A 12993-nucleotide genomic window follows, 5' to 3' on the forward strand; every position below is an offset into this window, starting at 1 on the left:
ATCACAGCAGGCTCTGCGACCCGTCGCCACCGCGGGGGGTCAGTCCCCGCAACGTCTCGCGCCGGCCCTCGGGCCGGTCCGCGGAGACACCCTCACCGGGCACGATCGTCTCCTGGGTGGCGTCGACCACCAGCTCCTGGGCGTCCGCGCCGGTCCCGACGGTGCCCACGACGACGAGCGGCGCGTCGTCCGGCAGGCTCCGCTTGACCACGGCGAGGGCCACCGGACCGAGCTCGTGGTGACGCGCGACCGAGGTGACCGTGCCGACCACCTTGCCGTCCGCGCCGTCGCGCCGGACCTCCGCGCCGCCCTCGGGCACCACGTGCTGCGACCCGTCGAGGTGCAGCATGACGACGCGCCGCGGGGGGCGGCCCAGGTTGTGCACCCGCGCGACCGTCTCCTGGCCGCGGTAGCAGCCCTTGTGCAGGTGGACGGCGGTCCGCAGCCAGTCGAGCTCGTGGGGCACGGAGCGGTCGTCGACCTCGCGCGCCAGCCGCGGGCGCCACGCCTCGACCCGCAGCGCCTCGGTGGCCCAGGTGCCGGCGAGGCGCCAGCCCGCGGCCTCCCGCTCCGCGACGGCGTCGGCGAGCGTCTCGCGCGGCACCAGCACGAGCCGCCACGCGCGGTCCGCACCGGGATGCTCCTCCTCCGGGGGCCCGTACCGGGTGCCGCCGACGGCGACGCGCGGCCAGGTGTCCCACCACGTCACGGGCTCGCCCTCGGCCCCCTCGGCGGCCACGGGCTCGCCGATCGCGGCGAACTCGCCGGTGACGTCGTCGATCTCGACCCGCATCATGAACCGCATGCGCGTGAGCCAGGCGACGAGGGGCTCGACGTGGTCGCGCTCGGTGATCAGCCAGGTGGACGTGCCGTCGTCGACGACGCCGAGCGCGTGCTCGATCCGCCCCTGCGGCGAGAGCACGAACAGCTCGGTGGAGGTCCGCGGCGCCAGGTGCTCCACGTCCTGCGAGGTGATGGAGTGCAACCAGGTCAGGCGGTCGGGACCGGTGAGGCGCACGACCCCGAGCTGGGACTGGTCGACGACGGCGCCGCCGCGGGCGAGCGCGCGCTGCTCGGCGACGGGCTCGCCGTAGTGCCAGGCGACGCCCTCGTCGGGACCGGTCGCCGCGACGGCGCCGGGGCGGTCCAGGACCGGGCTGCGGTAGGTCATGACAGGCCGTCGACGCGGTCGAGCTCGCCGGAGGCGTACGAGCCCATCGGGTGACCGAACGCGGCGAGCTCCTCGAGCCACAGCAGCCGGCCCTCGACGTTGCCGTAGAGCCGCTTGGCGGCGGTCACCTCGGCCGCGGTGGACGTGCGGGCGACGAAGTCGGTGGCGAGGTCGACGCGGCCGTCGCCCACGAGGCCCAGGAACAGCGAGAGCCGGCCCGACGCGTCGGTCACCAGCACCTCGAGGGCGTGCTTGCCCTCGGGGAGGTCGTCGGGACGCTCCGACGAGATGCGCCAGTAGCCGGTCTCGGTGGACCACACGGTGTCGAAGGCGTCGTCGCCCTCGCCGGCACCGTCCGGCGCCTCGCCGTCCGTCGTCTCGCCGTCCGCCGCCGCGGCGGAACGCACGCGCAGCGTCGAGGCGAAGCGCAGGTACGGCCCGCCGTCGTGGTCGAAGACGAGCTCCTGCCGGAACGGCGTCTCGGCGATGCCCTCGTACTTGATGACGCCTGCACCCGTCCACCGGCCGACGAGCCAGGCGAGCGGGTACACCTCGGGCGCGAGTCCCTCGGGGAAGGCGAAAGGCATCAGCGCTGGCCCTGGAACAGCTTGTAGACGACGTAGCCCGCGAACCAGGTGATCACGCCGACCGTGACGACCAGGAGGCTGGTGAAAAAGATCTCGAGTGCTTCGACCGACATGCTCCGATCCTAACCGCGGCGCCACGGCTAGGGTCGGCGCTATGACCGAGACCACATCGCAGCGTTCCCTCGTCGTCAAGAGCACGGCCGGCACCGAGCGGGCGGAGGCCACCAACCAGGCGCTGACCGTCGCCGCCGCGGCCGTGGCGGCGGGCGTCGAGGTGTCCCTGTGGCTCACAGGCGAGTCGGCGTGGTTCGCGCTGCCCGGCCGGGCGGACGAGCTCGAGCTGGAGCACGCGGCGCCGGCCGGCGACCTGCTCGCAGGGGTCCTGGCCGCCGGCACCGTCACGCTGTGCACCCAGTGCGCCGCGCGGCGCGGGATCGGGCCGGACGACGTGCTCGACGGCGTCCGGATCGCGGGCGCCCCGGTGTTCGTCGAGGAGTCGTTGCGGCCGGGCGCGCAGGCGCTCGTCTACTGACCGCGCCCGGCGGCGTGCAGCGCCTCAGGCCCGGGCGCGCCGGAGCCGCCGGCCGATCAGGTAGAGCTCGCAGCCGAGGCACAGCCCGACGGTGGCGTTGAGCGCCGCCGCCAGGAAGGCGATCCCCGCCGCCCACGGCACCGCCGCCAGGACGCCGGCCAGGCCGAGCACGACACCAGCACCGGTCACCGCGAGGCCCACGAGCTGGGCGAACCGCGGCGGGCGCGGGTCCTCCAGGTGCTCCGGGCTGCCGAGGCGCGGGCGGACGAGCAGGCGGAACAGCCAGCCCTGCCAGGTCGCCTGAGGACCGCGGACCGCGCCCGGCAGGAAGCTCAGCGCGACGACGGCGAGCAGCACCAGCGCCGGGGTGGTGGGCCCCAGCAGCACGACGACGGCGAGCAGCGCCGCGGTGATCCCCGCTCCCACGCGCGGACCGCGGGGGTCGATCCCGGCGGGCTCCGCCGTCGTCCCCTCCGGGGTGTGCGGTGCGGTGCGGTGCGTGCGGGTCATGCGTTCCTCCCGGAAGGCTGGTCGATCGGTGTGACGGCGGCGAGCGCGGCCCGGGCCTGAGCGGGGGTCATGGCTCCCGACGCGCGAGCCACCTCCGCCCCGGCGGCGTCGAGCACGAGCACGGTCGGGGTACGCAGGACACCCGCACGGAGCGCCAGGTCGAGGTGGGTCTCGACGTCGACCTCCACGTGGGCGACGCCGGGCTCCCCGGCCGACAGCGCTCCCAGCACCCGGGCGGTGGCGCGGCAGGGGGCGCACACCGGCGCGGAGAACTGCAGGAACGTGGCCCGCGCGCCGGGCAGAGCGCCCAGGGCGGCGAGGTCGGCGGCCCAGACCGCCGACGCGTCCCCGGCCGCGGCGCCGTCGTGCCGGCGCAGGCGGCCCTGCCGACCCCGCCAGACGAGGCCGACGACGGCGGTCAGCACGACGAGCGCGACGAGCGACGGCCACTGCACGGACATCCTGACCTCCCTGTGGTCCTTCTCCGGCGGGGAACAGATCCGTTTGCATGAATGTTCCCGGTACCGTGGAGCCTGCGATGCGCCGTAGCGTACGCGCCCCGACGCCACGGCACCGCCGCCAACCCGCTCACGAGACGGGTGCAGCGGCAGCCGCCGCGGGCACCCTGGAGGACCCGCGATGACCGACGCCCCCACCCGGATCTGGAACGACCTCGTCGTCCCCGCCCCCGGGACCTACGAGCTCGACGTCGCCCACCAGCGCATCGGCTTCCTGGCGATGCACATGATGGTGAGCCCCGTCCGTGGGCAGTTCGGCACCGGTTCCGCCGTCATCCACGTCGCCGAGGACCCGCTCGCCTCCACCGTGGCGGCGTCGATCGACGCCGCGTCCATCGAGACCGCGCACGCCGACCGGGACGCGCACCTCAAGAGCCCCGACTTCCTCGACGTCGACGTCTTCCCCACGATCGAGTTCCGGTCCACCGGGGTGGAGTGGAACCCCGCGCCCGACCCGATCTTCTCGTGGGCGGCGCTCAAGGGCCGCCTGCCCGGCCGGGACGTCGACACCCAGCGCGCCACGGCCGGGTCACGCACCCGGTTCGTGCTCCACGGGCACCTGACGATCCGTGGCGTCACGCACCCGATCGCGCTCGACGCGGAGTTCGGCGGCGTCGGCACCGACCCGTACGGCCGCCACCTGTTCGGGTTCAGCGCCACCGCGGACTTCGAGCGGGAGAAGTTCGGGCTGCTGTGGAACGTCGCCCTGGAGGCCGGCGGCGTGCTGGTCGCCAAGACCGTCCGCATCGAGCTCGCGGGCGAGGCCATCCGCGTCGACGGATGAGGCCTCCGACGGTGTGCCGGACGGCCGGGCACGTCAGATGACGACGCGGCCCACCACGAACACGAGGATCCCCGTCACCACGACCGGGACCGCGGCGGCCGTCAGGCCCGCCCGGCGCAGCGACAGCGTCGGCTGGCGCTCGAAGAGGAAGCGCAGCGCCGCCGCGACCAGTCCCGCCACGAGCCCGGCGATCATGCCGGTGACCGGCTCCACCTCCGGGACCGCCGACGCGGTGCCCGCTCCCGCCACGGCGCCGAGCGCGACCGAGATGAGCGAGCCGGTCCAGCCGCCGGCGATCGGCAGCGCCGAGACCGCGGCGGCGACGGCGAGCGCCACGGCGCTGGTCAGCACCAGCGCCGCACCGGCGTCCGAGCGCCCCGTGGCGACCCAGCCGGAGGCGGAGACCGCGACGACGATCCCCGCCGTCATGCCGCTCACCGACTCCACGAGCCGGGGGCGTCCGCCACGCCGGAGCATCTGCGCCACGAAGGCGAGGACCAGGGCCATCGCGATGACCAGGGGGACGTTGCGCAGCACGGGCTCGTCCTCGGTCGCCCACGCCATCGCGACACCGCCGAGGCCGGCGAGCAGCACCACCAGCACGGTCGCGCCCTCCGCGGGCAGCCGCAGGAGCGCGGCCCAGCCCACCGCCACGAGCACCACGAGACCGGCGGCGGCGGCCGTCGTCCACAGCGGCCCCAGGTACGCCGCGGCGGCGACGAGCGCGGCGAGCGCGGCGGTCGTCACGGCACGGGTGGTCACGGTCACGACGAAGAGTCTCGCATGCCGACCCGTTGTGATCTCCGGCGCAGGGCACGGTACCTTTACCACCACCGGTGGCGGGAGGAGGTGCGCGTGGCCGAGCTGTTGATCCTGACCCCCGCGACAGGCGGGTCGGTCGAGGTACTGCCCGCACTGGGTCTGCTCTCGCACAAGGTGCGGGTGCTGCCGATGGAGCCGTCCGCGCTGGTGGACGCCCCCGACTCGGACGTCGTGCTGCTCGACGCGCGCCGCGACCTGGTCGCCGCCCGCACCACCTGCCGGCTGCTGCACGCGACCGGCCTCACCGTCCCCCTCGTGCTCGTCCTGACCGAGGGTGGGCTCACGGTCGTCAACCACGAGTGGGGCGCGGACGACCTGCTGCTCGAGAACGCCTCCCCCGCCGAGGTCGAGGCCCGCCTGCGGCTCGTCGTGGAGAAGTCGGCCCACGGCCCGGCGGAAGACTCGCCCCAGGAGATCTCCGCGGGCGAGCTCGCGATCGACGCCGGCGGCTACACGGCCCGGCTCCGCGGCCGGCCGATCGACCTCACCTACAAGGAGTTCGAGCTCCTCAAGTACCTCGTGCAGCACCCGGGCCGTGTCTTCACCCGCGCCCAGCTCCTGCAGGAGGTGTGGGGCTACGACTACTACGGCGGCACCCGCACGGTCGACGTGCACGTGCGCCGCCTGCGCGCCAAGCTCGGGCCCGAGCACGAGCAGCTCATCGGCACCGTGCGCAACGTCGGCTACCGGTTCGACCCGCCGAAGGAGCCCCGCGACGACGAGGGCGACGACCCGGGCTCGGGCGCCCGAGGCTCCACGCGGGTGTCCTCGGGCGGCTGAACCGGTAGGTTCGGCGCGTGACCGCCATGCCCGACACCGACTACACCTCCGCCCTCGTGGACGGGCCGTGGCGTCACGAGTTCGTCCCGGCCAACGGCTCCCGGTTCCACGTCGCGACGGCCGGCCCCGCCCGGGGCAACGGCGACCGCGCCCCGCTCGTGCTGTTCCTGCACGGGTTTCCCCAGATGTGGTGGGCGTGGCGCCACCAGCTCTCCGCGCTGTCCGACGACGGCGTCCGGGTCGCCGCGATGGACCTGCGCGGCGTGGGCGCCTCCGACAAGCCGCCCTCCGGGCACGACATCCCCACCCGCACGCGGGACGTCGCCGGCGTGGTGCGCTCCCTCGGTCACGACCGTGCCGTCGTCGTCGGCTCCGGCACCGGCGGTGCGCTGGCGTGGGCGATGGCGGCGCTGCAGCCCGCCGTCACGGCCGGTGTGGTCTCCCTGGCCTCGCCGCACCCGCTGCGCCTGCACGTGCCCGGGCGGCGCCTGCTGACCCCCGCCGCCCGCAAGACGCTCGCCCTCTACCAGCTTCCGTCGGTCGCCGAACGTCGCCTGACGCGGGGCGACGAGGTGGCCCGCGTGCTCGCCGCGGGTGCGGCCCGACCCCTGCCGTCAGAGGTCGTGGACCGGTACCGCCAGGTCATCCGCATCCCGTTCGCCGCGCACAGCTCGGTCGAGTCCCTGCGCTGGCTGACGCGATACGCCGCGCGGCCCAGCGGACGGCGGTTCCTGGCGGCCCTGCGCCGGCCGATCGACGTGCCCGTGCTGCAGGTGCACGGCACCGCCGACGGATTCGTGCGGGCCGCGACGGCCGACGTCGACGGCGCGGCGCTCGCGCGCGACTTCCGGTTCGAGGTGGTCGAGGGTGCCGGCCACTACCTCGCCGAGGAGGCCCCGGACGCGGTCGACGCCCTCCTCGCCGACTGGCTCCCGCACGCCCTCGCCGCGAGGTAGTCACCCACCCGCCGAGGTAGTGCCTCGCTTGCCGAGGTAGTGCCGCGTCCGGCGACGTAGTGGCCCAACCGGCGAGGTAGTCGCCGGCCCGGCGAGGTAGTGCCGCTCAGGCCCGGCCGCCCGTGCGGACGAGCTTCGCCGCGGCCGCCGGGTCGGTCTCGCCCGCGCCGTACGAGGGGCACCACCGGGCCACCGGGCAGGCCCCGCACGCCGGACGACGCGCATGGCAGATCCTCCGCCCGTGCCACACGAGGTGGTGGCTGAGCATCGTCCAGTCCTTCTTCGGGAAGATGGCGCCGACGGCGTGCTCCACCTTGACCGGGTCCTCCTCCGTCGTGAAGCCCAGCCGCCGTGCCAGCCGGCCGAAGTGCGTGTCGACCGTGATCCCCGGGACGCCGAACGCGTTCCCCAGGACCACGTTCGCCGTCTTGCGCCCGACGCCAGGAAGCGTGACGAGGTCCTGCAGGCGGGCGGGCACCTCGCCGTCGTACCGCTCCACCAGTGCGCGGCCGAGGCCCATCACCGCACGGGTCTTGGCCCGGTAGAAGCCCAGCGGACGCAGGATCTCCTCCATCTCCGCAGGATCGGCGCCGGCGAGGGCAGCCGCGTCGGGATAGCGGGCGAACAGGGTGGGGGTCGTCGCGTTGACCCGCACGTCCGTCGTCTGCGCGGAGAGCACCGTGGCGATCAGCAGCTCGAGCGGCGTCGTGAAGTCGAGCTCGGCGCGCGCCTCCGGGTACGTCGCGGCGAGCACGCGGTCGATCCGCCGCGCTCGGCGGACCAGCGCCAGGGGCGACTCCCCCGTCGGGGTAGGCTGCTGTGGCTTCTCGGCGGTCACCTCGGCAGCGTATCGGCCACCTCCGACACCGACCGCGGTGCCCTGACAGGAACCGCGGCGGCCGCTCGTTCGTTCGCCGGGGAGCCACCCGAGACCGACCCTTCCAGGCACGATGCCCCTGCGTGAGGCACACTGAGACCTGGAACACATTTCGAGACAGCACCGTCCCGCGCGGACGACATCTGAGAACGTGAGGATTCCTGTGGACGACACCGTCGTGCTCTCCGCCCCCCTCTTCGCGGACATGGACAGCGAAGAGTCGAAGGCACTCTTCGAGTCGATGATCCCCGTCGAGCTGACCCGCGGAGACGTCCTGTTCCGCGAGGGAGAGCCGGGCGATCGTTTGTACGTGATCGCGCAGGGCAAGATCAAGCTCGGTCGCCGCTCCAGCGACGGCCGCGAGAACCTGCTCTCGATCCTCGGACCGGGCGAGATGTTCGGCGAGCTGTCGCTGTTCGACCCCGGCCCCCGCACCGCCACGGCCTCGTCCGTCTCCGACGCCCTCTGCTACGAGCTGCGCCACCAGGCCCTCGTCCAGTGGATCGCCGCGCACCCCAACGTCGCCACGACGCTGCTCGGCGCCCTGGCCCGCCGGCTGCGTCGCACGAACGAGACCCTCGCCGACCTCGTCTTCTCCGACGTGCCCGGCCGCGTCGCCAAGGCGCTGCTCGACCTGTCCAACCGGTTCGGCGAGCCCAACGACGAGGGCGTCCGCGTCGCCCACGACCTCACGCAGGAGGAGCTCGCCCAGCTCGTCGGCGCCTCCCGCGAGACCGTCAACAAGGCGCTGGCCGACTTCGCGACCCGCGGCTGGGTCCGGCGCGAGGGCCGCGCCGTCGTCCTGCTGGACCTGGACCGCCTGGAGCGAAGGGCTCGCTGAGCCTCCCTCGTCTGGCTCGCTCACGCGGGGATGACGGAGCCCTCTGCACGGTCGCGTTCACGGGCGCTGCGCGCCCTCCACTTCGGGATCGACGACCGTGCAGAGGGCTTCGTCATCCCCGCTTCGTTCCTCGGCCTGCGGTGAGCACAGCGCAAGGCGGGACGACCAAGCGGACGGTGGCGCGATCCGTCGCGCGGTCGTCTCTTTCCCGAAGTGGAGCGCCCCCTGGGGCGCGTGAACGCGACCGCGCGACGGATCGCGCCACCGTCCGCGTCAGTATCTTGGCGTCAGGCAGTGAGCTCAGCAATCAGCTCGACCTCGACCGGGGCGTCCAGCGGGAGGACCGCGACGCCGACGGCGGAGCGCGCGTGCGTGCCGGCGTCGCCGAAGATCTCACCGAGCACCGTGCTGGCACCGTTGAGGACGGCGGGCTGACCGGTGAACGACGGGTCGCTCGCGACGAACCCGGTCACCTTGACGATGCGGACACCGTCGAGCGAGCCGACGACGGAGCGCACCGCAGCGAGCGCGTTGAGCGCGCAGGTGCGGGCCAGGTCCGTGGCCGTGGCGGCGTCGACGAGACCGTCGCCCTCGCCGACCTTCCCCGTGACGGGCAGCTCGCCGCTCACGAACGGGAGCTGCCCGGCCGTGTAGACGTAGCGCCCCGAGCGGACCGCCGGCTGGTACGCCGCGACCGGTGCTGCGACGTCGGGCAGGGTGATGCCCAGCTCGGCGAGGCGGCTGTCGATGCTCATACCCGCGCTCACGCGCCGGAGGGTCTCTTGAGGTAGGCGACCAGCCCGGTGCCGTCCGGGCCGGGCACGACCTGCACGAGCTCCCAGCCGTCCGCACCCCACTGGTCCAGGATCGCCTTGGTGTTGTGGATGAGGAGGGGGATGGTCGCGTATTCCCACGTGGTAGCCATGCGGCGATGGTAGCCCGAGCGGGTGAAGCCCGACGTCCGGGACCGGCCGTTCTCGGGCCTCGACCACCGCTCCACAGGACCTGCACACGCGCGGCGCGCGGATCGGCTGGCCCCGTCGGAGTGACCCTCTAGGCTTGGAACATGGCGAACTCTGAGCCGCGCAGCATGACGCGCACGATCCCCGCGACCCAGATGGTCGCGCTCCTGCTCGCCTTCCTGCTCGCCGCCGGCGCCGGTGGCGTGCTCGCTGCGGGGTTCGTCATCCCGGCGGTCGCCGGCGCCAACGCCGCCGCCGACAGCACCATCGAGATGTACGACGACGTGCCGGCCGAGCTCGAGCCGCAGCCGTTGTCGCAGCAGTCGCGCATCTACGCGAGCAACGGCAAGCTGCTGGCCACGTTCTACTACCAGAACCGCATCGTGCTACCGCTCGAGGAGATCTCCGAGCACATGCAGCATGCGGCCATCGCCATCGAGGACGAGCGCTTCTACGAGCACAACGGCGTGGATCCCAAGGGCATCACCCGCGCGGCGGTCAACAACCTCAGCGGCTCGGACACGCAGGGCGCGTCGACGATCACGCAGCAGTACGTCAAGAACATGCTCATCGAGGCGGCGCTGCAGGACGGCGACCCCTTCGCGGTGATCGACGCGCACGAGGACACCCTCAACCGCAAGCTCCGCGAGGCGAAGATGGCCATCGCGCTCGAGAAGAAGATGTCCAAGGAGGAGATCCTCCAGGGCTACCTCAACGTGGCGCAGTACGGCAAGAACCAGATCTACGGCGTCGAGACTGCCTCCCGCTACTACTTCGACAAGTCCGCGATCGACCTGACGCCGGTCGAGGCGGCCACCATCGCCGGTGTGACGAAGGCGCCGAGCCAGTTCGACCCCACGCAGAACCCGGAGAACGCGGAGGAACGCCGCAACCTCGTCCTGCAGAACATGTGGAAGCTCGGGTACATCACCACCGAGCAGCGCGAGGAAGCGCAGGAGACGCCGCTCGAGGACACCCTGAAGGTGACGCCGGTGTCGGCCGGTTGCCAGTCGGCCAACGGATCGGCGTTCTTCTGCGACTACGTGATCAAGGAGATCCTCCTCGACGCGACGTACGGCGAGACGCGGGCCGACCGCAACAAGCTGCTCTACCGTGGCGGGCTCGAGATCCACACCACGCTGGACATGAAGATGCAGCGCCAGGCGTACAAGACGATCAAGAGCGCGGTTCCCGAAGGCGACGAGAGCGGACTCGAGGCGTCCGTCGTCTCGGTCGAGCCTGGCACGGGCAAGATCAAGGCGATGGCCCAGAACGTGCCCTACACGGGGACGAAGGCCGCCGACAAGGCCTCCCGCGACACGACCGTCAACTACAACGCCGACTACATCCACGGCGCGTCGGGCGGGTTCCAGCCGGGTTCGAACTTCAAGCCGATCGTGCTCGCGGAGTGGCTGCGCAGTGGACACACACTGAACGACACGGTCAGCGCCAACCACAACACATACACGGTCGGCAACTTCACGTCGCCGTGCGTGGGTAGCCTCGGTACCGAAACCTGGTCTCCGAGGAACGCCGAAGGTAACACCGCCGGGAACATCTCTGTGCTCCGGGCGACCTACGAGTCGGTCAACACCGCGTACGCATCCATGGGTGCTCAGCTCAATCTCTGCGATCTTCGCAGCACCGCCTTCGACATGGGTTTCCGGCCGACAAGCAAGTCGGGAGTCGGGCCGCTCAATACGGGCACTGTCAAGAAGACCGACATCGACATCCAGGCTCCGATGGTGCTCGGGACGCAGGAGTCCTCGCCGCTGAACATGGCCTCGACGTACGCGACCCTGGCTTCGGGCGGCACGTTCTGCACGCCGGTGGCAATCACCGAGGTGACGGGGCCCGACGGGATGTCGTACGACGTCCCCCAGTCCCAGTGCGACAAGAATGCGCTGCCCAGCAACATCGCAAACACCATGGTGTACGCCATGGAGAAGGTCTTCACCGACGGTACTGCGCGACGGCTTGGCGGTTTGGCAGATGGACGGCCGGTGGCCGGCAAGACGGGTACTTCGCAGGCCGCCGCGCAGACCTGGTTCAGCGGCTTCACTCCGCAGCTCGCCTCGACGGTATGGGTCGGCTCGGTCGAGAGCCAGACCGAGGACCACACGGGCGGCATGTACGTCAACGGAAACTGGTACGACCCCCTGTATGGCTCGTCGGTCGCCGCTCCGGCGTGGAAGGAATACATGGACGTGGCCGTCGAGGGCATGCCTGTGCAGGAATTCGGCTCGCCCGACCAGAACCTCATCGGGCAGGCGCCGGCGCCGTACGTCCCGCCGTCGACCGATGACGACGACGAAGAGTCCTCTGACTCGTCCGACGACGGCGGCGACAACAATGGCGACGGCGACAACAACGGCGGCAACGGCGGCGGCGGCGGCAACGGCGGCGGCGGCGGCGGCGGTGGCGGCGGCGGTGGCGGCAACGGCGGTGGCGGCGGCAACGGCAACGGGGGCGACGACTGAGCGCCCGCGGGGTGCTCGGCGGGATCGTCACCGTCGCGGCAGCCGGGCTCGCCTACGCCCATCTGGAGACCAAGCTCTTCACCGTCCGGCACGTGACCGTGCCGGCCCTGCCGACCGGTGAGCGCGACCTGCGGGTCCTGCACGTCTCCGACCTGCACCTCACCCCCACCCAGCACCGCAAGATCGCCTGGGTGCGGTCGCTCGCAGCCCTCGAGCCGGATCTGGTCATCGACACGGGTGACAACCTGGCGCACCGCGAGGCCCTCGGTCCGCTGCTCCACGCGCTGGAGCCGCTGCTCGAGCAGGCTCCGGGCGCCTTCGTCATGGGGTCGAACGACTACTACGCGCCGAAGCCGAAGAACCCCGCCCGCTACCTGTGGACGCGATCCGGCCCCCGTACCCGCAGCGCGCCCAACCTGCCGGCCGCCGAGCTGGCCGCGGCGATGTCCGGCGCCGGGTGGGTGGACCTGACGAACCGGCGTGACGCCGTCGTCGTCGACGGACGACGCATCGCGTTCGCGGGCGTCGACGACCCGCACCTGGGCCTCGACGACTTCCCCGCACCCGGCCCGGCGCACGCCGACGAGGGCGAGGCGCTGCTCCGGCTCGGCGTCACGCACGCCCCGTACACGCGTGTGCTCGACCAGATGTACGCCGACGGCGCGGACGCGATCATCGCCGGGCACACGCACGGCGGCCAGCTCTGCGTGCCGTTCTACGGGGCGCTGGTGACCAACTGCGACATCGACCGGCGGCGGGCCAAGGGACTGCACGGCTGGCCCGGCGCCCGCCCGGACGCGCCCGACGGCGAGGACTCCACCTGGTTGCACGTCTCGGCCGGCGCGGGCACCTCGCCGTACGCGCCCGTGCGATTCGCGTGCCGCCCCGAGGCGACCCTGATCACGTTCACGGCGCGTTAGCGGATCCGGTTTTCGTTCCCGGGCGATCGTCGGCTATTCTGAGCAGGCTTCCGCGGACGGGCTCGTCCTGTGCTGTGGATGCAGTCCTTCGGGGTGTGGCGCAGCTTGGTAGCGCGCTTCGTTCGGGACGAAGAGGTCGCAGGTTCAAATCCTGTCACCCCGACCAGCCGAAAAGGGCCGCTGACCTGGGCATTTGCTCAGGACAGCGGTCCTTTCGCATTGTCCGGGGAGGCCTCTTCGTCCCTGCTGCTGG

The 12993-nt window shown here is 72.5% G+C and carries 15 protein-coding genes and 1 tRNA gene; 8 read left to right on the plus strand and 8 right to left on the minus strand.

All coding sequences use genetic code 11. The features are described 5' to 3' along the window. Nucleotide 1: 1 nt before the first annotated feature. Both ygfZ and BCL65_RS06260 read right to left on the minus strand, forming a co-directional pair. Nucleotides 2-1171, minus strand: a complete 1170-nt coding sequence (gene ygfZ, locus BCL65_RS06255) for a CAF17-like 4Fe-4S cluster assembly/insertion protein YgfZ (RefSeq protein ID WP_106266217.1) — start codon at nucleotides 1169-1171, stop codon at nucleotides 2-4. Continuing rightward, the gene (locus BCL65_RS06260) at nucleotides 1168-1758 is read right to left on the minus strand and encodes an FABP family protein (RefSeq protein WP_106266219.1); all 591 of its coding nucleotides are present in this window, start codon (nucleotides 1756-1758) and stop codon (nucleotides 1168-1170) included. The genes ygfZ and BCL65_RS06260 overlap by 4 nt, the downstream gene beginning before the upstream one ends. Before the next feature lie 154 nt (nucleotides 1759-1912). Between BCL65_RS06260 and BCL65_RS06265 the strand changes: the two genes are divergently transcribed. Beyond that, on the plus strand, nucleotides 1913-2290 hold the full coding sequence (locus BCL65_RS06265) for a DsrE family protein (RefSeq protein ID WP_106266221.1): 378 nt from the start codon (nucleotides 1913-1915) through the stop codon (nucleotides 2288-2290). Nucleotides 2291-2314: 24 nt separating this feature from the next. Here BCL65_RS06265 and BCL65_RS06270 read toward each other — a convergent pair whose 3' ends face one another. Continuing rightward, the gene (locus tag BCL65_RS06270; protein ID WP_106266222.1) at nucleotides 2315-2800 is read right to left on the minus strand and encodes a DUF4395 domain-containing protein; all 486 of its coding nucleotides are present in this window, start codon (nucleotides 2798-2800) and stop codon (nucleotides 2315-2317) included. After that, the gene (locus tag BCL65_RS06275) at nucleotides 2797-3261 is read right to left on the minus strand and encodes a thioredoxin family protein (protein WP_106266224.1); all 465 of its coding nucleotides are present in this window, start codon (nucleotides 3259-3261) and stop codon (nucleotides 2797-2799) included. The genes BCL65_RS06270 and BCL65_RS06275 overlap by 4 nt, the downstream gene beginning before the upstream one ends. 178 nt (nucleotides 3262-3439) lie before the next feature. Between BCL65_RS06275 and BCL65_RS06280 the strand changes: the two genes are divergently transcribed. Then, complete coding sequence (locus BCL65_RS06280) at nucleotides 3440-4102, plus strand: YceI family protein (protein ID WP_106266226.1); 663 nt, start codon at nucleotides 3440-3442, stop codon at nucleotides 4100-4102. Between the two features lie 33 nt (nucleotides 4103-4135). On the opposite strand, the gene BCL65_RS06285 is transcribed toward BCL65_RS06280, so the two are convergent. Next, nucleotides 4136-4870, minus strand: a complete 735-nt coding sequence (locus BCL65_RS06285) for a hypothetical protein (protein ID WP_106266228.1) — start codon at nucleotides 4868-4870, stop codon at nucleotides 4136-4138. Between the two features lie 87 nt (nucleotides 4871-4957). On the opposite strand from BCL65_RS06285, the gene BCL65_RS06290 reads away from it, so the two are divergent. Both BCL65_RS06290 and BCL65_RS06295 read left to right on the plus strand, forming a co-directional pair. Next, nucleotides 4958-5704, plus strand: coding sequence for a response regulator transcription factor (locus BCL65_RS06290; protein ID WP_106266230.1), 747 nt, complete (start codon nucleotides 4958-4960; stop codon nucleotides 5702-5704). Nucleotides 5705-5730: 26 nt separating this feature from the next. Beyond that, nucleotides 5731-6660, plus strand: a complete 930-nt coding sequence (locus tag BCL65_RS06295; protein WP_106266482.1) for an alpha/beta fold hydrolase — start codon at nucleotides 5731-5733, stop codon at nucleotides 6658-6660. A gap of 106 nt (nucleotides 6661-6766) precedes the next feature. Here BCL65_RS06295 and nth read toward each other — a convergent pair whose 3' ends face one another. Continuing rightward, nucleotides 6767-7498 (minus strand): endonuclease III, encoded by a 732-nt coding sequence (nth, locus tag BCL65_RS06300; protein ID WP_243400836.1) that lies wholly within the window; start codon nucleotides 7496-7498, stop codon nucleotides 6767-6769. 202 nt (nucleotides 7499-7700) lie between these two features. Here nth and BCL65_RS06305 point away from each other — a divergent pair, with 202 nt between their 5' ends. Then, entirely contained in the window at nucleotides 7701-8378 is a 678-nt protein-coding gene (locus BCL65_RS06305) for a Crp/Fnr family transcriptional regulator (RefSeq protein ID WP_106266234.1), read from the plus strand. Between the two features lie 287 nt (nucleotides 8379-8665). Here BCL65_RS06305 and BCL65_RS06310 read toward each other — a convergent pair whose 3' ends face one another. After that, entirely contained in the window at nucleotides 8666-9133 is a 468-nt protein-coding gene (locus BCL65_RS06310; RefSeq protein WP_106266236.1) for a RidA family protein, read from the minus strand. A gap of 8 nt (nucleotides 9134-9141) precedes the next feature. Further along, the gene (locus BCL65_RS06315) at nucleotides 9142-9303 is read right to left on the minus strand and encodes a DUF4177 domain-containing protein (protein ID WP_098464656.1); all 162 of its coding nucleotides are present in this window, start codon (nucleotides 9301-9303) and stop codon (nucleotides 9142-9144) included. A gap of 141 nt (nucleotides 9304-9444) precedes the next feature. Between BCL65_RS06315 and BCL65_RS06320 the strand changes: the two genes are divergently transcribed. The 3 genes from BCL65_RS06320 (at nucleotide 9445) to BCL65_RS06330 (ending at nucleotide 12906) form a co-directional block, all read left to right on the plus strand. Further along, nucleotides 9445-11820, plus strand: coding sequence for a transglycosylase domain-containing protein (locus tag BCL65_RS06320; RefSeq protein WP_106266239.1), 2376 nt, complete (start codon nucleotides 9445-9447; stop codon nucleotides 11818-11820). Nucleotides 11821-11831: 11 nt separating this feature from the next. Beyond that, nucleotides 11832-12740 (plus strand): metallophosphoesterase, encoded by a 909-nt coding sequence (locus BCL65_RS06325; RefSeq protein ID WP_243400837.1) that lies wholly within the window; start codon nucleotides 11832-11834, stop codon nucleotides 12738-12740. Between the two features lie 89 nt (nucleotides 12741-12829). Beyond that, nucleotides 12830-12906, plus strand: a tRNA-Pro gene (locus BCL65_RS06330). The last annotated feature ends 87 nt before the right edge of the window (nucleotides 12907-12993 follow it).

It is taken from the genome of Isoptericola halotolerans, assembly GCF_003003075.1.
Classification (GTDB): domain Bacteria; phylum Actinomycetota; class Actinomycetes; order Actinomycetales; family Cellulomonadaceae; genus Isoptericola; species Isoptericola halotolerans_A.